At 75.8% G+C, this 20541-nt stretch carries 15 protein-coding genes and 1 pseudogene; 8 read left to right on the plus strand and 8 right to left on the minus strand.

Features of this window, described 5'->3' with window-relative positions; all coding sequences use genetic code 11:
• Positions 1-64 precede the first annotated feature (64 nt).
• Positions 65-478 (minus strand): CoA-binding protein, encoded by a 414-nt coding sequence (locus AC6I72_RS27090; RefSeq protein ID WP_498003744.1) that lies wholly within the window; start codon positions 476-478, stop codon positions 65-67.
• Positions 479-625: 147 nt separating this feature from the next.
• On the opposite strand from AC6I72_RS27090, the gene AC6I72_RS27095 reads away from it, so the two are divergent.
• The 4 genes from AC6I72_RS27095 to AC6I72_RS27110 all read left to right on the plus strand — a co-directional run bounded on the left by AC6I72_RS27095 (position 626) and on the right by AC6I72_RS27110 (position 7115).
• On the plus strand, positions 626-1357 hold the full coding sequence (locus AC6I72_RS27095) for a hypothetical protein (protein ID WP_498003745.1): 732 nt from the start codon (positions 626-628) through the stop codon (positions 1355-1357).
• A gap of 519 nt (positions 1358-1876) precedes the next feature.
• The gene (locus AC6I72_RS27100; RefSeq protein WP_498003746.1) at positions 1877-2503 is read left to right on the plus strand and encodes a YigZ family protein; all 627 of its coding nucleotides are present in this window, start codon (positions 1877-1879) and stop codon (positions 2501-2503) included.
• A 120-nt stretch (positions 2504-2623) separates the two neighbouring features.
• Positions 2624-3787 (plus strand): exonuclease SbcCD subunit D, encoded by a 1164-nt coding sequence (locus AC6I72_RS27105; protein ID WP_498003747.1) that lies wholly within the window; start codon positions 2624-2626, stop codon positions 3785-3787.
• Between the two features lie 334 nt (positions 3788-4121).
• Positions 4122-7115, plus strand: a complete 2994-nt coding sequence (locus tag AC6I72_RS27110; RefSeq protein ID WP_498003748.1) for an AAA family ATPase — start codon at positions 4122-4124, stop codon at positions 7113-7115.
• A 59-nt stretch (positions 7116-7174) separates the two neighbouring features.
• Here AC6I72_RS27110 and AC6I72_RS27115 read toward each other — a convergent pair whose 3' ends face one another.
• Positions 7175-7621 (minus strand): Lrp/AsnC family transcriptional regulator, encoded by a 447-nt coding sequence (locus tag AC6I72_RS27115; protein WP_037856555.1) that lies wholly within the window; start codon positions 7619-7621, stop codon positions 7175-7177.
• Positions 7622-7744: 123 nt separating this feature from the next.
• On the opposite strand from AC6I72_RS27115, the gene AC6I72_RS27120 reads away from it, so the two are divergent.
• Positions 7745-8263: a rhodanese-like domain-containing protein gene (locus tag AC6I72_RS27120; protein ID WP_498003749.1), complete on the plus strand. Its 519-nt coding sequence runs from the start codon at positions 7745-7747 to the stop codon at positions 8261-8263.
• Positions 8264-8324: 61 nt separating this feature from the next.
• Here AC6I72_RS27120 and AC6I72_RS27125 read toward each other — a convergent pair whose 3' ends face one another.
• Positions 8325-10013, minus strand: coding sequence for a DUF885 domain-containing protein (locus tag AC6I72_RS27125; protein WP_498003750.1), 1689 nt, complete (start codon positions 10011-10013; stop codon positions 8325-8327).
• A gap of 256 nt (positions 10014-10269) precedes the next feature.
• A complete protein-coding gene (locus tag AC6I72_RS27130) occupies positions 10270-10761 on the minus strand; it encodes an Lrp/AsnC family transcriptional regulator (RefSeq protein WP_498003751.1) in 492 nt (163 codons plus the stop codon).
• Between the two features lie 59 nt (positions 10762-10820).
• On the opposite strand from AC6I72_RS27130, the gene AC6I72_RS27135 reads away from it, so the two are divergent.
• The gene (locus AC6I72_RS27135; protein ID WP_498003752.1) at positions 10821-12113 is read left to right on the plus strand and encodes a trans-sulfuration enzyme family protein; all 1293 of its coding nucleotides are present in this window, start codon (positions 10821-10823) and stop codon (positions 12111-12113) included.
• Positions 12114-12225: 112 nt separating this feature from the next.
• Here AC6I72_RS27135 and AC6I72_RS27140 read toward each other — a convergent pair whose 3' ends face one another.
• The 3 genes from AC6I72_RS27140 to pdxR form a co-directional block, all read right to left on the minus strand.
• Positions 12226-13707 (minus strand): GNAT family N-acetyltransferase, encoded by a 1482-nt coding sequence (locus AC6I72_RS27140; protein ID WP_498003753.1) that lies wholly within the window; start codon positions 13705-13707, stop codon positions 12226-12228.
• Between the two features lie 291 nt (positions 13708-13998).
• Entirely contained in the window at positions 13999-15582 is a 1584-nt protein-coding gene (locus AC6I72_RS27145; protein ID WP_498003754.1) for an alkaline phosphatase D family protein, read from the minus strand.
• A 257-nt stretch (positions 15583-15839) separates the two neighbouring features.
• Positions 15840-17405, minus strand: a complete 1566-nt coding sequence (pdxR, locus tag AC6I72_RS27150) for a MocR-like pyridoxine biosynthesis transcription factor PdxR (RefSeq protein ID WP_498003755.1) — start codon at positions 17403-17405, stop codon at positions 15840-15842.
• Positions 17406-17452: 47 nt separating this feature from the next.
• On the opposite strand from pdxR, the pseudogene AC6I72_RS27155 reads away from it, so the two are divergent.
• A pseudogene (locus tag AC6I72_RS27155) lies at positions 17453-17809 on the plus strand (EamA family transporter); the annotation flags it as partial.
• 525 nt (positions 17810-18334) lie between these two features.
• Here the strand turns inward: AC6I72_RS27155 and AC6I72_RS27160 are convergent.
• The gene (locus AC6I72_RS27160; RefSeq protein ID WP_498003756.1) at positions 18335-19165 is read right to left on the minus strand and encodes an alpha/beta fold hydrolase; all 831 of its coding nucleotides are present in this window, start codon (positions 19163-19165) and stop codon (positions 18335-18337) included.
• Between the two features lie 216 nt (positions 19166-19381).
• Here AC6I72_RS27160 and AC6I72_RS27165 point away from each other — a divergent pair, with 216 nt between their 5' ends.
• The gene (locus AC6I72_RS27165) at positions 19382-20266 is read left to right on the plus strand and encodes an RNA polymerase sigma-70 factor (RefSeq protein WP_498003757.1); all 885 of its coding nucleotides are present in this window, start codon (positions 19382-19384) and stop codon (positions 20264-20266) included.
• The last annotated feature ends 275 nt before the right edge of the window (positions 20267-20541 follow it).

The following is a 20541-nucleotide window of genomic DNA, read 5'->3' on the forward strand; positions in this document are numbered from 1 at the left end:
GTGTCCTGTCAGGAGTGATCAAGTGCGGTCACGCTCGGTCGGGGCGGTCCGGCGTGACGGGTGATCAGCGGGCGGTCAGGCGCGGGATCTCGATCGCCGGGCAGCGGTCCATGACCATCTCCAGCCCGGCGGCCCTGGCGCGCGCGCAGGCGGCCTCGTCGACGACACCCAGCTGGAACCACACCGCCCGCGCGCCCACGGCGACCGCCTCGTCGGCCACCGGGCCGGCCAGCCGGCTGTTGACGAAGACGTCGACGACATCGACGTCGAAGGGGATGTCCGCGAGGGAGGCGTAGCCCTGCTCCCCGTGCACGGTCTCCGCCGCGGGGTGGACGGGGACGATCCGCTTGCCGAACCGCTGCAGCACCTCGGCGACGCCGTAGGCGGCACGGCCGCGGTTGTTCGACAGACCCACCACGGCCCAGGTGTCACCCAGCCCGGTCAGGATCTTCCGCACCGTCGCCGCATCGCCGTACACCACAGTTCTCCTTCGTGTCCCGCGGTGAAAACCCACCGACGCGGCAACACCGGGGACCGGCCGCCGATTCCCGCCCCGCTTCGCCACACCGGACGGAATGTGCCCCACTTGCCTGCGCGCGGGCCGCCGGCCGCCTACGCTCGGGCCGTGCTGCGCATCACCGACGCCCGAACCGGCGAGCCCGTGGAGGCCGCCCCGGCCCGCCGTGGCCTGACCCGCGTCGAGGCGCACGCCTCCGGCTTCGACGCCTGCGGCCTGCGCGTGCTCCTCGTCGCCGACCTGCTCGTGCGCGCCCTGGAACTGGGGGGCACCCCCGTGTGGGCCCTGCTGACCGGAGACCGCGAACAGGCGGAGCTGCGGGCGGGCGCCGCGGCCCTCGGGATCCGGCCGTTCGAGGACAGCCGCGGTCTGGGCGCCGCGCTCGGCGAGGCCCAGGTCGTGCACGTGGCCCGCGAGGAGGACGCCGGTGCGACCGGCGGCGTGCGGATCGCCGTGGCGCCCGTCGACACCGCGCTCCCCGTGACGCCCGCCGTGGACCCCGACCCCGCCGCCTGGCGCCTCGCCCTGCTCGGCCACCCCCGTACCCGGCGCGTGCGGCTGGACACCGACGCGCTGGAGGAGTCCCGCCGCACCCTCGCACGCTGGCGCGGCGCGGTCGCCGGCTGGGCGGAGCAGCCCTCGCGGCCCATCCCCGACGACGTGCGCGCCCGGCTGCGCGACGCCTGGGAGGACGACCTGGACGCGTCCGCGGCGCTGCTCGTCCTCGGGCAGGTGGAGACCCGGCCCGACCTCGCGGACGGCGCCCGTTTCGAGGCGTACGCCTACGCGGACCGGCTCCTCGGCCTGGACCTCACGCGCGACGTGGGACGTACCGTCTGAGCGTCCGCGCGACAGAGGGACCGCGGCCCTCCGGGCGTCCGCGCGGCAACGGGACGGCCGCGCCGGGTGTCCGCGCGGCGACGGGACCGCCGCGCCGGGTGTCCGCGCGGCAACGGGACGGCCGCGCCGGGTGTCCGCGCCGCGGTGCGCCGAGCCGGCGGGGCGCGTGAGCAGCGGTGACCGGGAGCGTCCGCGTCCGCCGGGGCCGCCGGGACGTGCCTGCCGCGGGCCGCGAGCCCGGCCGGTGACGACTGCCTCACCGGCCTCCGCCCCGGACCCCGCCGTGCCGCGCGTCTCCGCCCCGGACCCCGCCGTGCCGCGCGCCTCGGCGCCGGCCCCGGTGAAGTTCCCGGCGTCCGCCGTCGCCGTACCGGCCCCGCCCGGGACGAGCCGGGCCGCCCTCGCGCCCGCCGCCCCGGTGCCGGCGGCCCCGACGGCGCCCGGAAGGCGCCCGGCCCGCCGCCGGCGCCGCACGGCACCGGCGGGAGGGCGCCCGCGCAGTCCGCATAGGCTGGCCGGATGCAGGACGAGTACCGCACAGTCGCCCGCGCGGGCGTGCACGAGACCGAGATCAACCGCTCCCGCTTCCTGTGCGCCCTCGCCCCGGCCGCCACCGAGCGGGAGGCCCAGGAGTTCGTCGCCGCCGTCCGCAGGGAGCACGCCGACGCCACGCACAACTGCTGGGCCTACGTCATCGGCGCCGACGCCGGAATCCAGAAGGCCAGCGACGACGGCGAACCCGGCGGCACCGCCGGCGTCCCCATGCTCCAGATGCTGCTGCGCCGTGACATGCGGTACGTCGTCGCCGTCGTCACCCGCTACTACGGTGGCGTCAAGCTCGGCGCCGGTGGTCTCATCCGGGCGTACGGCGGAGCGGTCGGCGAGGCGCTCGACACCCTCGGCACCCTGACCCGCCGCCGCTTCCGGCTGGCCACCGTGACCGTCGACCACCAGCGGGCCGGCAAGGTGCAGAACGAGCTGAGGGCGGCCGGGCGTGCGGTGCGGGACGTGCGCTACGGCGAGGCGGTCACCATCGAGATCGGCCTGCCGGACGCCGACGTGGAGGCCTTCCGGGCGTGGCTGGCGGACATCACGGCCGGAACCGCCGCCTTCGCTCCGGGCGGCGAGGCGTACGGGGACGCGTGAAACCTCACGCGACAGAACGGGCATCACGGCCCCAAACCCCGCAATCAGGGCCGTCGGTGACCGGCTGATAAGGAAGTGACCGCCCGTACTGTCACACCCGGCGGTTACCCTTCGGGGATCATGAGGCTCCTGCACACTTCCGACTGGCACCTGGGCCGGGCGTTCCACCGCGTGAACATGCTCGGGGCCCAGGCCGCCTTCGTCGGACACCTCGTGGCGACCGTGCGGGAGCGCGGCGTCGACGCGGTGGTCGTCTCGGGAGACGTGTACGACCGCGCCGTGCCCCCGCTGGCCGCGGTCGAGCTGTTCGACGACGTCCTGCACCGCCTGGCCGGTCTCGGCGTGCCCACGGTGATGATCTCCGGCAACCACGACTCCGCCCGCAGGCTCGGCGTGGGTGCCGGACTGATCGGCCGCGCCGGCATCCACCTGCGCACCGAACCGGCCGCGTGCGGCACCCCGGTGGTGCTCCGCGACGCCCACGGAGACGTCGCCTTCTACGGGCTGCCCTACCTGGAGCCCGCCCTGGTCAAGGACGAGTTCGGCGTCGACCGGGCCGGCCACGAGGCGGTCCTGGCCGCCGCCATGGACCGGGTCCGCGCCGACCTCGCCACCCGCGCCCCCGGCACCCGCTCCGTCGTCCTCGCGCACGCCTTCGTCACCGGCGGCGAGGCCAGCGACAGCGAACGGGACATCACCGTGGGCGGGGTCGCCTCCGTGCCCGCGGGCGTCTTCGACGGCGTCGACTACGCGGCGCTCGGCCACCTGCACGGCAGCCAGGTCATCACCGAGCGCGTGCGCTACTCCGGCTCCCCGCTGCCGTACTCCTTCTCCGAGGCCGGGCACCGCAAGAGCATGTGGCTCGTCGACCTGGACGCGACCGGGGGCGTCAGCGCGGAGCGGGTCGACTGTCCGGTGCCGCGCCCGCTGGCCCGGATCAGCGGACCCCTGGAGGAACTGCTGGCGGACCCGGACCTCGCCCGTCACGAGGAGGCGTGGGTCGAGGCCACCCTGACCGACCCGGTCCGCCCGGCGGACCCGATGGCCCGCCTCACCGAGCGGTTCCCGCACACCCTCAGCCTCGTCTTCGCACCCGAGCGCGCCCCCGACGACCCCGATGTGACCTACGCCCGCCGCCTTGCGGGCCGCAGCGACGAGCAGATCGCGGAGGACTTCGTGGCGCACGTGCGCGGAACCGGCCCCGACGCCCGTGAACAGGCCGTCCTGCGGGACGCGTTCGACGCGGTGCGGGCGGACGCGGCCGAGCGGGAGGTGGCCCGGTGAGCCCCCGGTACACGCGGGCGGACGCGGCCGGGCACCGCGTCGCGGACCCCGCGCGCAGTGGCGCGGCAGCGCAGCACCCGGCGACCGGCCACGCCACCGCCGTCCCGCGCCCGACCGGCGACGGCGGCCCGGAGCGGCGGGATGGCGAGCGGCGCGGCCCGGAGCGGCGCGCGCCGGGACGACGGGGATCCGGGCGGCGCGGACCGAGGTGGCAGGAGTCCCAGCGGCGCGGGCCGGGGCGGCAGGGGTCCGGGCGGCGCGGCCAGGAGCGGCGCGGGCCGGCGTGGCGGGCGTCCCGGCGGCGCGGGCCGCTGGGCGGAACCGGGGAGGCCCGGTGAGGCTGCACCGGCTCGACATCACCGCCTTCGGGCCCTTCGGCTCCACCCAGACCGTCGACTTCGACGCCCTGTCGGCCGCCGGCCTGTTCCTGCTCCACGGGCCCACCGGAGCCGGCAAGACCTCCGTGCTGGACGCCGTCTGCTACGCGCTGTACGGCTCCGTGCCCGGTGCCCGGCAGAGCGCCCAGGGCACCACCTTGCGCAGCGATCACGCGGCGCCCGGCACCCGCACCCAGGTCACCCTCGACGTCACGGTCGCCGGGCGCCGCCTGGAGATCACCCGGCAGCCGCCCTGGGAGCGTCCGAAGAAGCGCGGCACCGGCACCACCGTGGACAAGGCGCAGACCTGGCTGCGCGAGTACGACGCGCCCGCGGGCGCCTGGAAGGACCTCAGCCGCTCCCACCAGGAGATCGGCGAGGAGATCACCCAGCTCCTCGGCATGAGCCGGGAACAGTTCTGCCAGGTCGTGCTGCTGCCCCAGGGAGAGTTCGCCCGTTTCCTGCGCGCCGACGCCGAGGCCCGCGGCAAACTGCTCGGCCGCCTGTTCGGCACCCACCGTTTCGCCGAGGTCGAGAAACGCCTCGCCGACCGCAGGCGCGCCACCGAGACCCGGGTGCGCGAGGGCGACGCCGCGCTGCTCGCCGACGCCCAGCGCATGCAGCAGGCGGCGGACGGCGCCATGGACCTGCCCGGCCTCACGCCCGGCGAACCCGGCCTGGCCGACGCCGTACTGACCGGCGCCGCCGTCGCCCGCAGCACCGCCCGCGAACAGCTGACCGTCGCCCACTGCGGGCTCACCGCCGCCGAGGCCGCGCACACAGCCGCCGAGCGCGCCCTGGACGACGTACGCGAACTCGCCCGGCTGCAGGCCCGGTTCGCCGAGGCGCAGCAGCGGGCCGCGCGCCTGGCCGAGCGGGCCGACGCCCACCGTGCGGCGCGCGAACGGATGGAGCGGGGCCGCAAGGCCGGGACGGTCGCCCCGGCCCTCGCCCTGCGTGAGGCCGCCGACACCGCGCACCGCCGGGCGGCGGCCACCGAGGCGCACGCGCGCGCCCTGCTGCCCGCGGGCTTCGCGGACGCGGGCCCGGCCGGGCTCGCCGCCGCGGCGCGCCGGGCCGCCGAGGAACTGGGGCAGCTGGAGTCGGCCCGGCGCGCCGAGCGCCGTCTGACCGAACTCGCCGCCGAGCGCGCGGAGGTGGACCGCCAGGCCCGCGCCGACGAGGACCTGCTCCAGGAGGCCGAGACCTGGCTCGCCGGGTGGGAGACGACCCGCGCACGGCTGCGGACCCGTATCGACAGCGCCCAGGAGGCGGCGGGCCGCGCCGATCAGCTCGCCGTGCGCGGCGAGGGCGCCCGGGCCCGGCTGCGGGCCGCCCGGACCCGGGACCGGCTGGCCGGGGAGGCGGAACAGGCGCAGCGCCGTGCCCTCGACTCCGCCGAACGCGCCGTGCGGGCCCGGGCCCACTGGCTGGACCTGAAGGAACAGCGGCTGAACGGCATCGCCGCCGAACTCGCCGCAGGCCTCACCGACGGCGAGCCCTGCGCCGTCTGCGGCGCCACCGAACACCCGGCGCCGGCCCGGAAGATCGCCGGGCACGTCGACCGCGAGGCCGAGGAACGCGCCCTGGCCGCCCACCAGGACGCCGACGAACGGCGAGCCGAGGACGAGCGCCGCCTCGGCGCCGTACGCGAGGCCCTGGCCGCCGCCACGGCGGAGGCGGGCGACACGCCCACCGACCGGCTCGCCGAGGAGAGCGCCGAACTGGAGCGGCTGCTCACGCGCGCGCGGACGGACGCCTCCGTGCTGCACGCCGCGCAGGAGGAACTGCGCACGGCCGAGGCGGAACGCGAACGACGCCTGGCCCACCTGCGCCAGGCGGAGGCCCGCGCGGCCGCCCGGCTGACCCGCCGCGAGAACCTGGACCGGGAGCGAGCCGTCCTCCGGACCGAGGTGACCGAGGCCCGGGGCGCCGCCGCCGGCGTCGCCGAGCGGGCCGCGGAACTGGAGCTGCGGGCGGCCCGGCTCGCCGACGCGGCCGACGCGGCGCGCGCCGCCGAGGAGAGCGCCCAGCGCCTCAAGGACGCCGACGGCCGGCTCGCCGAGGCCGCCTTCCGGGCCGGTTTCGACACCCCGCAGGCCGCGTCCGCCGCTCTCCTGGACGACGCCGCCCACCGCGACCTCCAGCACCGCCTGGACGCCTGGCACGCCGAGGAGGCCGCCGTGCGCGCCGTGCTCGCCGAGGCCGCCACCGTGACCGCGGCCCGGCAGCCGGCCGCCGATGCCGCCGCCGCCGAAGCCGCGGCCCACGCGGCGGCCCGGCGGCTGCGCGAAGCCGCCTCCGCGCGGGACGCCGCCGCCCGCCGCTGCGCCGAACTCGACCGGCTCTCCGCCCGCGCGGCCTCCGGCGTGCGCCGCCTGGCGCCGCTGCGCGCCGAGTACGACCGGGTGGCCCGGCTCGCCGCCCTCGCCGCGGGCACCTCCGCCGACAACGAACGCAGGATGCGCCTGGAGTCCTACGTCCTCGCGGCCCGCCTGGAGCAGGTGGCCGCCGCGGCGACCGCCCGGCTGCAGCGGATGTCGTCGGGCCGCTACACCCTGGTCCACTCCGACGACCGGGCCGGACGCGGGCGCAGCGGCCTGGGGCTGCACGTCGTCGACGCCTGGACCGGCCGCGAACGCGACACCGCGACCCTGTCGGGCGGTGAGACGTTCTTCGCCTCCCTCGCCCTCGCCCTCGGCCTCGCCGACGTCGTCACCGACGAGGCCGGCGGGGTCCGTCTCGACACCCTCTTCATCGACGAGGGCTTCGGCAGCCTCGACGACCAGACCCTCGACGAGGTCCTCGACGTCCTCGACTCGCTGCGCGAACGCGACCGCAGCGTGGGCATCGTCAGCCACGTCGCCGATCTGCGCCGTCGTGTCCACGCCCAGCTGGAGGTCGTCAAGGGACGGTCCGGGTCGGCGGTGCGGCAGCGCGGGGCGGGCTGAGCGGGGCCACCGGGCCGGACCCGGGCCGCCCCAGCCGACTCGGGGCCGCCGGGGCGGACTCAGCGGCCGAGCGGGCGCCGGGACAGCGGCGAGGAGTACACGACGCTCGTCGTCACCGATCCCAGCGCGCCGATCCGGCCCGAGACCTCCTCCAGGTGCCGCATGGAGCGCGCGGTGACCTTGATGACGAAGCAGTCGTCGCCCGTCACATGGTGCGCCTCCAGGATCTCCGGGGTGGCGGCGACCAGGTCGTGGAAGGGCTTGTAGTTGCCGTTGGGGTAGCGCAGCCGCACGAACGCGAGGATCGGCAGGCCCAGCCGCTCCGGGTCGACCACGGCCGTGTACCCCTGGATGACGCCCGCCTCCTCCAGCCTGCGCACGCGCTCGGTGACGGCGCTCGGCGACATGGACACGGCCCGCGCCAGCTCCGCGAAACTGGCCCGTCCCTCCCGCTGGAGGACGTCGAGGATGCGCCAGTCGGTGGCGTCCGGGGAAAACACGGTCATGGGCGTTGGATAGCAGGCGGATCCCCGCCCGATCAAGGGGACTGCCGGGGATCGTCACTTCAGCCGGGCGGTTTCCGGCCGTAGATTTCCGGTCGTCGGACCGCACCACGGAAGGAACAGCCGATGACCACCACCGCCGCCGGAGCCACGAGCCCCGGCCCGGGCGCCGTTCGCGCCGCCGTCAACGCCGTCCTGCGCGTCCCCCCGGCGCCCCCCGCCGAGGCCGCCGCGCACTTCCGGGCGAGTCTCGCCTTCCACACCGACGTGTCCGACGTGGCCGCCGCGTTCGCGGACGGCGGCGACCCGGGGTTCGTCCTCGTCGACTGCCGCTCCACCGACGCCTGGGACCAGGGACACGTCCCCGGCGCGGTCCACCTGCCCACCGCGCTCGTCCCCGAGCAGGCCCCGGCGCTGCTCGACCGGTCCGTCCCCGTCGTCACCTACTGCTGGGGCCCGGGCTGCAACGGGGCCACCCGCGCCGCGCTCGCCCTCGCCGAACTCGGCTACCGCGTCAAGGAGATGCTCGGCGGCTTCGAGTACTGGGCGCGGGAGGGCTTCGCCTACGAGACCTGGCAGGGCACCGAGCGCCGGAGCCCCGACCCGCTCACCGCACCGGCCGGGAGCGGGGACTGCGGCTGCTGAGCAGCAGCCGGGGGCGGGGCGGCCGGACCCGGACCGCCCCGCCCCCGGCTTCAGTGCCGGCTCACAGCTGGGACAGCTCGTCCAGCAGGTCGTCCAGGCCCAGCGAACCCTGGGAGAGGGCCGCCATGTGCCAGGCCTTCGCGTCGAACGCGTCCCCGTGCCGCTTCCTGGCGTTCTCGCGGCCCAGCAGCCAGGCCCGCTCACCCAGCTTGTAGCCGATGGCCTGGCCGGGCATCGACAGGTAGCGGATCAGCTCGCTCGCCACGAAGTCCCGCGGACGGCTGCTGTGCGCGCCGAAGAACCTCAGGGCCAGCTCCGGCGTCCAGCGCTCACCCGGGTGGAACGGCGAGTCCGCCGGGATCTCCAGCTCCAGGTGCATGCCGATGTCGATGATCACGCGGACCGCCCGCATCATCTGCGCGTCCAGGTAGCCGAGCCGCCGTTCCGGGTCGGTGAGGAAGCCGAGTTCGTCCATCAGACGCTCCGCGTACAGCGCCCAGCCCTCGGCGTTGGCGCTGACGATGCCCACGGTCGCCTGGTAGCGCGAGAGGCTGTCCGCCACGTGCGCCCACTGGGCGAGCTGGAGGTGGTGGCCGGGGACGCCCTCGTGGTACCAGGTCGACACCAGGTCGTAGACCGGGAAGCGGGTCTCTCCCATGGTCGGCAGCCAGGTGCGGCCCGGACGGGAGAAGTCGGCGGACGGCGCCGTGTAGTAGGGGGCCGCGGCGCCGCCGGGCGGGGCGATGCACGACTCCACGCGGCGCACCCGCTCGGCCAGTTCGAAGTGGGTGCCGTCGAGGGCTTCGATCGCCTCGTCCATGAGGCCCTGCAGCCAGTCGCGGACCTCGTCCACGCCCTCGATGTGCGTGCCGTGCTCGTCGAGGTGCGCCAGCGCCACCCACGGGGTCTCGGCGCCCGGCAGGACCTTCTCGGCCTCCTTCTTCATCTCGCCGAGCAGCCGGTGGAACTCCGACCAGCCGTACGCGTAGGCCTCGTCGAGGTCCAGGTCGGTGCCGTTGTAGTAGCGGGAGAAACGCGCGTAGCGCTCGCGGCCGACCGTGTTCGGCGTGCCCTCGACCGCCGGGGCGTAGACGTCGCGCATCCAGTCCCGCAGTTCGACGACGGCGGCGGTCGCCGCCCGGCCGGCCCCGTCCAGTTCGCCCCGCAGGGACTCGGGGCCGTCGGCCGCGAAGTCCTCGAACCAGCCGCGTCCCTGACCCGTGTCCGACCACTCGGTGAGCTGGCCGATGAAGGTCTGTGCCGGCCGCGGGCCCGCGTGGAGCTTGCGCTCCAGACCGGCGGCGAGGGACTCGCGGTAGCCGCGCAGCGCGGCCGGCACGGCCCGCAGCCGCTCGGCGACCGCCGCCCAGTCCTCGTCCGTGTCGGTGGGGGTGATGGTGAACGCCTCACGCACCGAGTGCACCGGGCTGTGGATGTTGCTGACGGCGCGCAGGCCCTCCTCGGCCTCGTGCACCGCGATCTCGGCGGTCAGCCGCTCGCGCAGCAGGCGCGCGCACCGTCGCTCGGCCTCGGAGTCCGCGCCCGGCCGCCGCTCGGCCTCGGCCAGCCGCGCCAGGGTGGTGCGCGCGAGGTCCGCGAGCGCCTCCTGGCCGGCCGGCGAGGTGTCGGGCAACCTGCTCGAACTCTCCTTCACCCCGAGGTAGGTACCGGTGATCGGGTCGAGGGCGATGAGTTCGTCGACGTAGGCGTCGGCGACCTGACGGGGCAGCGGGCTGTTGGTGTCTGACATGTGGACCATCCTCGTACGCGAAGAGGGTCCGCGTCAGCCCGGTTTGCCGGGCGAAGGGATCGAATCCGGTCGCTGCCGGGTCGATTTCGCTCAGAGCTTCGCGCGTCCGGTCGTGCGGCGCCGTGTTCTTCCGCGCGCCGTGTCCGGCGCCGCTCCTGCCGGGGCGTGGCACCTCACGTCCCGCCGGCCCCTCGGCGCACCGCGTCACGTGCCGCTGTCCTCCGCCGTCCTCCACGTCGTGCCGCGCCGCCTGCGTTCAGGGCGCCGACGGTTCCGTGCCGGGCGGCAGCAGCGGGCCGCAGTCCCACTGCTGGAAGATCAACCGCGTCTCCACCCGGGCCACCTCGCGCCGGGCCGTGAACTCGTCGAGCACCAGCCGCTGGAGATCCACCATGTCCGCCACCGCGACATGCACGAGGTAGTCGTCGGGACCGGTCAGATGGAACACGGTCCGCGATTCCGGAAGCGCCCGGATCCGGTCCACGAACGGCCCCACCAGTTCCCGCCGGTGCGGCCTGACCTGCACCGACAGCAGCGCCTGGAGACCCCGGCCCAGCCTGGCCGGGTCGAGCCGCAGCTGATGGCCGAGGATCACGCCCGAACGGCGCAGCCGCGTCACCCGGTCCAGACAGGTCGAGGGCGCGACGCCGATCTGGGCGGCCAGATCGCGGTAGGTCGTCCGGGCGTCGTTCTGCAGCAGCCGCAGCAGATGGAGGTCCACCGGATCCAGTACGACTGATTCGGCCATGTGCCGAACGTAACACGGCCCTCCTGCCACTCGATCCGTTCTCTGTTCACTCTTTCGTCATGGACACGCCCTTGGACTCAGCGAGCACGTCCGCGGACGGCGCCCCGCGCCCCGCACCCCGAGCACTGGCCACCGAGGCCGTGCACGCCGGCCGGGAGGACCTCGCCCGGCAGGGCCTGCACGCCCCGCCGATCGACCTGTCCACCACCTACCCCTCCTACGACAGCCGGGCCGAGGCCGCCCGGATCGACGCCTTCGCCACCGACGGCGCCGAGTTCGACGGCCCGCCCGTCTACGGGCGGCTCGGCAACCCGACCGTCTCCCGCTTCGAGACCGCGCTCGCCCGGCTGGAGGGCACCGAGACCGCGGTCGCCTTCGCCAGCGGGATGGCCGCCCTCAGCGCGGTCCTCCTCACCCGCTCCGCGCTCGGCCTGCGGCACGTCGTCGCCGTACGCCCCCTGTACGGCTGCAGCGACCACCTGCTGACCGCCGGACTGCTCGGCTCCGAGGTGACCTGGACCGATCCGGCGGGCATCACCGACGCGCTGCGCCCCGACACCGGGCTGGTGATGGTCGAGTCCCCGGCCAACCCGACGCTGGCCGAGGTGGACCTGCGGGCCGTCGCCCACGCCTGCGGCTCCGTGCCGCTGCTGGCCGACAACACCTTCGCCACCCCCGTGCTGCAGCGTCCGGCCGCGCAGGGCGCCCGCCTCGTGCTGCACAGCGCCACCAAGTACCTCGGCGGCCACGGTGACGTGATGGCCGGTGTGGTCGCCTGCGACGAGGAACTCGCCGGCCGGCTGCGGCAGGTCCGCTTCGCCACCGGAGGCGTGCTGCACCCGCTCGCCGGCTACCTGCTGCTGCGCGGTCTGTCCACGCTGCCGGTGCGGGTACGGGCCGCCTCCGCCACCGCCGCGGAGCTGGCCGCCCGGCTGGCGGCCGACCCGCGCGTCGCCCGCGTGCACTATCCGCGCATCGGCGGCGCCATGGTCGCCTTCGAGGTGCACGGCGACCCGCACGCCGTCATCGGCGGCGTCCGTCTGATCACGCCCGCCGTGAGCCTGGGCAGCGTCGACACGCTGATCCAGCACCCCGCCTCCATCAGCCACCGCATCGTGGACGCGGAGGACCGGCGCGGCGCCGGGGTGAGCGACCGGCTGCTGCGGATGTCGGTGGGCCTGGAGGACGCCGAGGACCTGTGGGCGGACCTCGACGCGGCCCTCGGGGCCTTTCCGGAGGCGTCCTCGGGTACGTCCTCGCAGGCCTCCTCGGCCGCGGCCCCGGGTGCCGTCCGGGCGGAGCTTCGGACAGAGCCGCCGCAGGTCAAGGGGCTGCACGAAGCACTGAGCTGACCTGACTCGACCCGCCCTGGGAGCCCCGGCGACCGGCGGGGGAGGCCCGGGGCCCGGCGGGGGCCGTCCGGTGCGTCCGGTGCCGGTCCCCGCCGCGGCGGGGACCGCGGGATCAGTCGCGCAGGCCCGGCCCGTCGTACTGCTCGCGGTGGCTGCCGTGCGCCGGACGGCCCGGTACCGGACCGCCCGGCACCGCGGCGGCGTCCAGGCGGGCGGTGATCACCAAAGTGCCCTCCTCGATCTGGTAGTCCAGGGGAAGACCGAGGCCCCGCATGGCGCTGATCATGCCGGTGTTCGCCGCCTGCGTGACGGCGTACACGCTCGCGCAGCCCGCCTCGACGGCCATGTCCACCAGCCGGCCCAGCAGTTCCGCGCCGACGCCGCGCCGCTGCCACTCGTCCTCGACGAGCAGGGCGACCTCCGTCTCGTCGCCGTCCCACAGCAGATGACCGAGGCCGATGATCCGCCCGGAGGCGGTCTGCGCGGCGAGGGTCCGGCCGAAGCGGGGGCTGAGGAGGTGGTTCAGATAACGGTCGGCGTCCGCCACCGGACCGTGGTACCGCAGGCCGAGCGTGCGCGCCGAGCACCGCTCGTGCATCCGCAGGGCCGCCGCCAGATCGCCCGGGCCGGCCCGGCGCACGGTGAGGGCGCTCCCCTCGGACAGCGTCAGCACGTCCTCGCCGCGCGGAACCCGCGGGCCGAGGCGGGTGTCCAGCTCCACCAGCGCGCGGGCCCGCGCGAACTCGGTGGGCGTGAAGGGCAGATACGGCCGCTCCACGGTGATCACCCCGCCCTCGGGCGCCCGCAGCCGCAGCACCGTGTCCTCCAGCACCCCCTCCGCCGGGACCTCCTCGTCCGCACGTCCGCCGCCCACCGGCCGGCCCGGCAGTGAACGGATCGTGCACCGGCCCAGCAACTGGCGCAGCGCCAGCGGAAGTTCGGCCGTGTCCAGCGCCGTGCGGGCGGCCAGGGCGAGCGCACGCGTCGGCGCGTCCACCAGGTCGTGCGCGTCGGCCCGCTCGATCCACGTGTCGCGGCCGCCGGCCGCCGCGGCCGCCCCGGTCAGTTCCGGCGCCTCGACCCGGCCCGGGGCGCGCAGCAGGAACTCGTCCACCGTGCCCTGGGCCAGCGGATGCGTCTGCAGGCTGAGGATGTCGACGCCCCGGCCGGCCAGCGCCGCGCAGAGCGCCGCCAGCGAGCCCGGCTCGTCCCGCACCGTCGTCCGCATCCGCCACAGCGCGCTCGGCACCGGCGCCTCGTCACGGTCCGCCGGAAGGGGAGCGCGTGACGGCCCGGCCTGCCGCCGCCGGATGGCGGTAGGCCGGGCGCCGGTATCCTCCGCGGGGGGTGCGTGCCCGTGGCGCCGTGCCCACCAGGTGTGGAACCCCGCCGTGGCCAGGAGTGCCAGCGCCGAGACCGCCAGCAGCGCGGGCCCGTCCGGGCCGTGCCCGATCAGGTTCGCCACCCCGTCCGCCACCGCGACGGCCGTGAACAGCGCGGCGAGTTCGACCACGTCCCGTCGCCAGTGGTGCACCGGGCGCCCGCGCTTCGCCGTCCGTGCCGTCCGCGTCACATCAGACATTTCTCTGCTCATGCCGTCACTGTGAAGGAACCGTGTTGCGTGATCACGAACGCCCTGTGACTTACTGGTAAAGCGCGGATCCGCGCGGTTCGCCGCCTTCCTGGCGTCCTGTACCGCTTCGGGCGGGCGGAACGCCCCCGGCCCCGCAGCACACCGCCGGCCGCCGCTGCTCTCGTGCCGGCCCCCGGCCGACGTCGCGTGGAAGACGCCGCCTCCGGGACCGGCCGGCCGGTCCCGCGGCGAAGCCGCGCACCGGGGGATGACGCCGGCGCGCGGCACACGAAGAGCGTACGGGAACCGGAGTCACTGCCCGACCCGTCCCGGCTGCAGCACCTGGGTGAACAGCACGCCGCCGTCCTGCTCCCGCAGCCGGACCGTCAGTTCGCCGCTGTCGCCGTCGATGTCGACCTCCCCGAAGAACTGGTAGCCCTCGGCGGGTGAGACGTCGGCCACGGCCGGCGCCTTGACGAACACCCGGTCGGGGCCGAACGTCCCGTCGAGCGGACTGGCCGGGAAGGCACCCGCGTTGAGCGGTCCGGAGACGAACTCCCAGAACGGCGCGAAGTCCTTGAACGCCGCCCGCGACGGGTCGTAGTGCTGCGCCGAGGTGTGGTGGACGTCCGCGGTCAGCCACACCGTGCCGGTGATCCGCCGGTGCTTGACGAACCGCAGCAACTCGGCGATCTGCAGCTCCCGGCCGAGCGGCACGCCCGGGTCGCCCTGCGCGACCGCCTCGAAGTTCGGCCGGCCCTCCACCCCGTCGGGCACGACCAGCCCCAGCGGCATGTCCGCGGCGATCACCTTCCACACCGCCCGCGACCTGGCCAGCTCACGCTTGAGCCACCGCAGCTGCTCGCGGCCCAGGATGCCCTGCGGGTCGCTCCTCTGGTCGTCGGGCGAGTTGGCGTTGCGGTAGGTCCTCATGTCCAGCACGAACACGTCGAGCAGCGGACCGTGGTGGCGGACGCGGTAGATCCGGCCGTCCGGACGGCCGCTGACCGTGGAGACGGGGAAGTACTCGGAGAAGGCCCGCCGGGCCCGCAGCGCCAGGTCGTCGAGCCGCGTGCCGGCGGGGTAGGGGGTGCCGCCGCCGATGACCTCGCCGGGGTACCAGTTGTTGCGGACCTCGTGGTCGTCCCACTGGATGATGCCGGGCACCTGGGCGTTGAACCGGCGCAGCGCCCCGTCCAGCAGGTTGTAGCGGAAGTTGCCGCGGTAGTCGGCCAGGGAGACGGCGACGTGCGACTTCTCCTCGGTGGTGACGCTCCGGTAGACGCCGCCGTCCGGCAGGGCGGCCGTCGCCTGGATCGGGCCGTCGGCGTAGATGTTGTCGCCGCTGCACAGGAAGAAGTCCGGATCCAGCTTCGCCATGGCGTCGAAGATGCGGTAGCCGCCGATCGACTCGTTGATGCCCCAGCCCTGCCCGGCCAGGTCACCCGACCACACGAACCGGACGCCCTGGCGGCGGCGTGCGGGGGCGGTGCGGAAGGTGCCGTACGCCGGTTCGCCGGTGCGGCGCGGGTCGTCCGGGTCGGCCAGGAGCACGCGGTAGTGGATCTGCTCGCCCGACGGCAGCCCGTGCAGGCGGGCCGTGCCCGTGAAGTCGGTGCCGGCGCCCAGGAGCGGCCCGTGCCATCTGCGGGGGTCGCGGAACGCTTCGGTGGCGGACGTCTCGACGATCATCCGGGCCGGGCGGTCCGCACGCACCCAGACCAGACCCGAGTCGGCGGTCACGTCGCCCGCCTGCACGCCCCAGTCCGCCCGGGGACGGCCGGACAGGGCCAGTGCCGGTGCCGCGCCGAGCGCTCCGGGCAGGGTCAGGGCCGCCGACGCGGCCAGCGAGCCGCGCAGCACGCTGCGGCGGCCGGGAAGCGGACGAGGGGACATGGAGGGGCCTCCAGGGACGAGATCCGGCCGGTGTTCGCAGCCACACCTACTGGTGCGGTACGGCGAACACGCAAACCGCGGGTGAACACCGGCCGCGCGCTCGGCCCGGCGGCGGACTTCCCCCGACCGGCGACCGGCCGTCCGGCCGACGCCCGTCGGCCCCGCCCTGCCCGTCGGCCCCGCCCTGCCCGTCGGCCAGGCCCGGTCCGCCGGGCATGCCCGGCCTGCCGGGTGGCTCGTGTCCGCCGCAGCCGGCTCTACGCGTGGGCCGCCTCCGCCAGCAGGCGTACGCCCGCGCGGATGCGGGCCGGCGGCAGGTGGGCGTACCCCAGGACGAGGCACACGCCCGGCCCGGCGTCGTCATGTCCCCGGTCCGCCGCCGTGCCTGCGCCGGGACGCGTCCCCGTGGTCACGTCGCCCCGGGTGTCCGGGTCCGGGGCGGCGCCCGGGGCCGTGACCGGCCGGACGGCGCCGCGCTCCGGGACCGTGCCTGCGCGCGCGTGCGTGTACGCCGTCAGCGTGCGCACCGCCACGCCGGCGGCGCTCGCGCGGGTGAGGAACCGGTCCTCCGGGCCGTAGCGTCGCGGCAGGGCGGCGATCAGGTGCAGACCGGCCGCGATCCCGGAGAGCCGTACGCCGGGGAAGTGCTCCCGCAGGGCGGCGACGAGCGTGTCCCGGCGTTCCCGGTAGGCGCGCTGGCAGCGGCGCAGCTGGCGGTCGTAGTCGCCCCGCTCGACGAAGCGGGCGAACAGTGCCTGGTCGACGGTCGGATGGCCGAGGTCCATGGTCCGCTTGCGCTCGACGATCTCGTCGGCCAGGGAGTCGGGCACGAGCAGCCACCCCAGCCGCAGCCCGGGCGCCAGGGACTTGCTGACCGAGCCCGCGTAGACGACGTGCTCGGGGTCCAGCCCCTGGAGCGCCCCGACCGGGGCACGGTCGTAGCGGAAGTCGCCGTCGTAGTCGTCCTCGAAGACCAGGCCGCCCACCGACCGGGCCCAGTCCAGCAGTTCGGCGCGGCGCCGGGCGGAACAGGCGATGCCCGTGGGGAACTGGTGGGACGGAGTGGTCACCACGGCCCGTATTCCCGCCCGGTACAGCGGACCGAGGGCCGGCCCCTGCGCGTCCAGCGGCAGCGGGACGGTGCCCACGCCGACGGAGGCGTACAGGGCGCTGTGCTGCGGGCTGCCGGGGTCCTCGACGCCGACCAGCCGCGTACCGCGCGCGTGCAGCACGGAGCCGAGCAGGCAGGTGGCCTGGGCCACGCCCGAGACGACCACGATCCGCTCGGGGTCGGCGACGACGCCCCGGCGCCGCGTGAGCAGCCCGGCCAGGGCCGTCCGCAGCCGGGGCAGCCCGCGCGGGTCCGGGTAGCCCAGGTCGTGGTGGGGGAGGTCCGCCAGCACGGCGCGGTGCGCGGCGGCCCACGCGGCGCGCGGGAACAGGGACAGGTCGGGTGTGCCGGGCACGAAGTCGGCGCGGGTGCCCAGGGAGCGGGGAGCGAGGTCACGCGCGCGCGTGCGGGCCGCACGGACGGCCCCGCCCACCCAGGTGCCCGCGCCGCGCCCGCTGCGCAGGTAGCCCTCCGCCGTCAGCTGCTCGTACGCCTCCGTGACCAGCCCCCGCGACACCCCGAGGTCCGCCGCCAGGTCACGGCTGGAGGGCAGCCGCGTTCCCGGGGCGAGCCGGCCCGAGCGGACGGCCTCACGCAGCGCCGCCTGGAGCGTGCGTCCACGCGCGCGGGCGGGCGCCGACGCGGCCGGCAGCAGCAGCTCCCAGGCGGCGGTGCCGGTCAGCCCGCGCGGATTGGTCCCCGATGACGTCATGGAAGTGGACCTTAAACCGGACCGCCGCGGTGCCTAGCGTCGCCGTCATGAACGCCACCACCTCGCGCGGTGCGCTGCTCGCCGCGCTCGCCTGCCTCCTCGTCGGAGGATCCTTCACCGCCAACAGCGTCCTCGGGCACTACCCGTACGCGGGGGGCCAGTTCCTGCGCTACGCACTGGCCTGCCTGCTGCTCCTGCCGCTCGCCGGACGGGGCGCGGCGGCCCGGCTGCGGCGGCTGGCCCCGCGCCAGTGGGCCCGGCTCGCGCTGCTCGCCGCGGTGGGCATGGTCGGCTTCAACCTGGCCGTCATCGCCGCCGAGCGCACCGCAGAACCGGCCGTGCCCGGCGTCTTCGTCGGCTGCGCCCCGGTGGTCGTGGCGGTCCTCGTGCCGCTCCTGGAAGGACGCCGCCCGCGGCGGACCGTGCTCCACGGCGCCTGCCTGGTGGCCGTCGGTGCCCTCGCGGTGCAGGGCTGGGGCCACACCGACGGCGCCGGGATCGCCTTCTCCGCGGGGGCGCTGGCAGGCGAGGCCGGTTTCGCGGTCCTCGCGGTGCCCGTGCTGCGTCCGCTCGGGCCCCGGCTGCTGTCGGCCGTGGTGTGCGCCGTCGCCGCCGTGGAGTCGGCGGCCGTGGGGCTCCTGCTCGACGGCGGCGCATGGCTGCGGCGCCCGGACGCGGGTGAGGCCGCCGCGCTGCTGTGGCAGGCGGCGGTCGTGACCGTCGTCGGCTTCGTGTGCTGGTACATGGGCATGCAGCGGATCGGCGCCGAGCGCGCCACGCTCTTTTCGGGCCTGATCCCGGTCGCCGCCGCCTGTTCCGCGCCCCTGGTCGGCACCGGGTCCTACGGCGCCGCCCAGGCCGTGGGCAGCGCCCTGGTCGGCACCGGGGTCGCCGTGGGCTCCGGGGCGTTGCGGCGGGCCCGGCGGCGCTCAGCGGCTCCCGTCGAGGAGCACCCGCGCGACCAGCGCCGGATCGTCGTTCATCGGGACGTGTCCGCAGCCGGGCAGCCGCACCAGCCGGGCCCGCGGGACGGTCTGTTTGGCGCGCACGCCCTGCCGGGGGATCAGCAGGCGGTCCTTGGTTCCCCAGGCCACGGTGACGGGGATGCCCGGGACGTCGTCGGTGAACCGGACCCCGACGCCCGCCCTGAGCGTCTCCTCGAAGCCGGTGGCCCGCGCCAGGGCCAGCGTCTCGGCGACCACGGCCTCGGGTGAACGGCGGCCCGGCCGCGCGTAGATCGTGCTCGTCAGGACGGTGCGGCCGGCCGCCGTGCGCGACAGCCGCTCGACCAGCGGCAGCGGCGTGCGCCGGGCGACGGCCCGCATGCCCTGGAGCACGCCGAACGCGTAGCGGCGTTCGGCCTGGGACCAGAACCCGGCGGGGGACAGCGCCGTGACGGAGCGTGCCCGCTTCTCGCGGCCCAGTTCGAGGGCCAGCAGTCCGCCCAGGGAGTTGCCGGCCACATGGGGCCGCTCGATCTCCAGGGCTTCGCACAGGGCGCCGAGGGCGGTGTTCATGGTCGGCAGGTCGTGCCGCAGCCCGTCGGGCAGGGCGGGGGACTCCCCGAAGCCGGGCAGATCGACGCAGATCACGTCCCGCTCCGCCGCGAGGAGGTGGACCACCGGGTCCCAGGCCTGCCGGTGGTGGCCTATGCCGTGCAGCAGGAGCAGCGGCTCACCGGTGCCCACGCGCGCGTAGGACAGCGTCACGGTCCGCGGGCCGAGCGCGGAGGGGACCGGGAAGGAGACGGTGGCTGACATGGATGCTCCTCATCGGGGTCATCGGGGTCATGGGGGTCAGGGGGCGGGCAGGCACGGGGATCTCCGGGATCACCGGGACGCCGGGATCGCGAGCGGGCAGCGGTTAGACAGCTTGTCAGTAATTACTACCGGCGGGTAGCCCCTGGTGCGCGGAAGCGCCCCCGCTTTCCCCGCAGTCGCCTGGACACCGCCGCGGGGGTCGGCTGGGATGGGGTGGTGACCACCGAGACGCGGACCGACCTCTTCGAAGAGCACCGGCCCGTCCTCATGGGCGTCGCCTACCGCATGCTCGGGCGGGTGGCGGACGCCGAGGACGTGGTCCAGGAGACCTGGCTGCGCTGGTCCGGCGCCGACCGGGACGCGGTGCGCGAACCGCGTGCCTACCTGGTGCGCATCACCACCCGCCTCGCCGTCGACCGGCTCCGGCAGATCAAGGCGCGCGGTGAGTCCTACGTCGGCCCGTGGCTGCCCGAGCCCCTCGTCACGGACCTCGCCGGCACCGTCGCGGACGGCGCGGAACGGGCCGTGCTCGCCGACTCCGTGTCGCTCGCCGTCCTGGTCGTCCTGGAGTCGCTGTCGCCGCTCGAACGCGCGGTGTTCGTCCTCAGAGAGGCGTTCGGCCACCCCTACGCCGAGATCGCCGCCCTGCTCGGCCGGGGCGAGGCGGCGGTGCGCCAGCTGGCCGGGCGCGCCCGCCGGCACGTCGAGGAGCGGCGCCCGCGCTACGAGGTCGACCCGGTCCAGCGGCGCGACCTCACCGAGAAGTTCCTCGCCGCCGCGGCCGGCGGCGACCTGGCCGCCCTGATGAGCCTGCTCGCGCCGGACGTCCGCCTGGTGGGGGACAGCGGCGGCAAGTCCAAGGCGCCGCTGCGGGTGCTGGAGAGCGCGGACCACGTGGGGCGCTTCCTCGTCGGCGCGGCCCGCAAGGGCGTGCTCGACCCCGCCGTCCGCCTGCTGGAGCTCAACGGCGGTCCCGCCGCCCTGGTCCTGTCCGGCGGCGAGCCCGACAGCGTCTTCCAGCTGGACGTCGTCGAAGGCCGGATCCAGACCGTCTACATCATCCGTAATCCGGACAAACTGGCGTCTCTCGCCGGCGTCTGAACCGCTCCGGCGAACCGGCCGACGGCCCGGGCGACGGACCGGCCGACGGACCGGGCGCCGCGTCCGGCTCCCGCGCGGCAGCCGAGGCCCCCGTCCGCAGGGCGGGGGCCTCGCCGTCCTGCCGTGAACGCCCGCCTGTGCGAACGCCGCGTGAACGCTGTGCGCCGCGGCGGGCCCCGGCGCCCATGCGGCCGATGATTGGTCTTGACCAAGGGTGAGGGCGGCCCTATGGTCGCAGATAAGTACAACAACCTTTAATAAACAAGGGCGCTAAA

The organism is Streptomyces sp. Xyl84, from assembly GCF_059731885.1.

What these genes read in the sequence shown, in the direction of transcription:
- AC6I72_RS27120 (WP_498003749.1), top strand. Translation starts at nt 7,745, where the DNA reads ATGACCACCACCGCCGCCGGAGCCACGAGCCCCGGCCCGGGCGCCGTT.
- AC6I72_RS27115 (WP_037856555.1), bottom strand. Translation starts at nt 7,621, where the DNA reads ATGACCGTGTTTTCCCCGGACGCCACCGACTGGCGCATCCTCGACGTC.
- AC6I72_RS27135 (WP_498003752.1), top strand. Translation starts at nt 10,821, where the DNA reads ATGGACACGCCCTTGGACTCAGCGAGCACGTCCGCGGACGGCGCCCCG.
- AC6I72_RS27105 (WP_498003747.1), top strand. Translation starts at nt 2,624, where the DNA reads ATGAGGCTCCTGCACACTTCCGACTGGCACCTGGGCCGGGCGTTCCAC.
- AC6I72_RS27145 (WP_498003754.1), bottom strand. Translation starts at nt 15,582, where the DNA reads ATGTCCCCTCGTCCGCTTCCCGGCCGCCGCAGCGTGCTGCGCGGCTCG.
- AC6I72_RS27125 (WP_498003750.1), bottom strand. Translation starts at nt 10,013, where the DNA reads ATGTCAGACACCAACAGCCCGCTGCCCCGTCAGGTCGCCGACGCCTAC.
- AC6I72_RS27100 (WP_498003746.1), top strand. Translation starts at nt 1,877, where the DNA reads ATGCAGGACGAGTACCGCACAGTCGCCCGCGCGGGCGTGCACGAGACC.
- AC6I72_RS27140 (WP_498003753.1), bottom strand. Translation starts at nt 13,707, where the DNA reads ATGAGCAGAGAAATGTCTGATGTGACGCGGACGGCACGGACGGCGAAG.
- AC6I72_RS27130 (WP_498003751.1), bottom strand. Translation starts at nt 10,761, where the DNA reads ATGGCCGAATCAGTCGTACTGGATCCGGTGGACCTCCATCTGCTGCGG.
- AC6I72_RS27160 (WP_498003756.1), bottom strand. Translation starts at nt 19,165, where the DNA reads ATGTCAGCCACCGTCTCCTTCCCGGTCCCCTCCGCGCTCGGCCCGCGG.
- pdxR (WP_498003755.1), bottom strand. Translation starts at nt 17,405, where the DNA reads ATGACGTCATCGGGGACCAATCCGCGCGGGCTGACCGGCACCGCCGCC.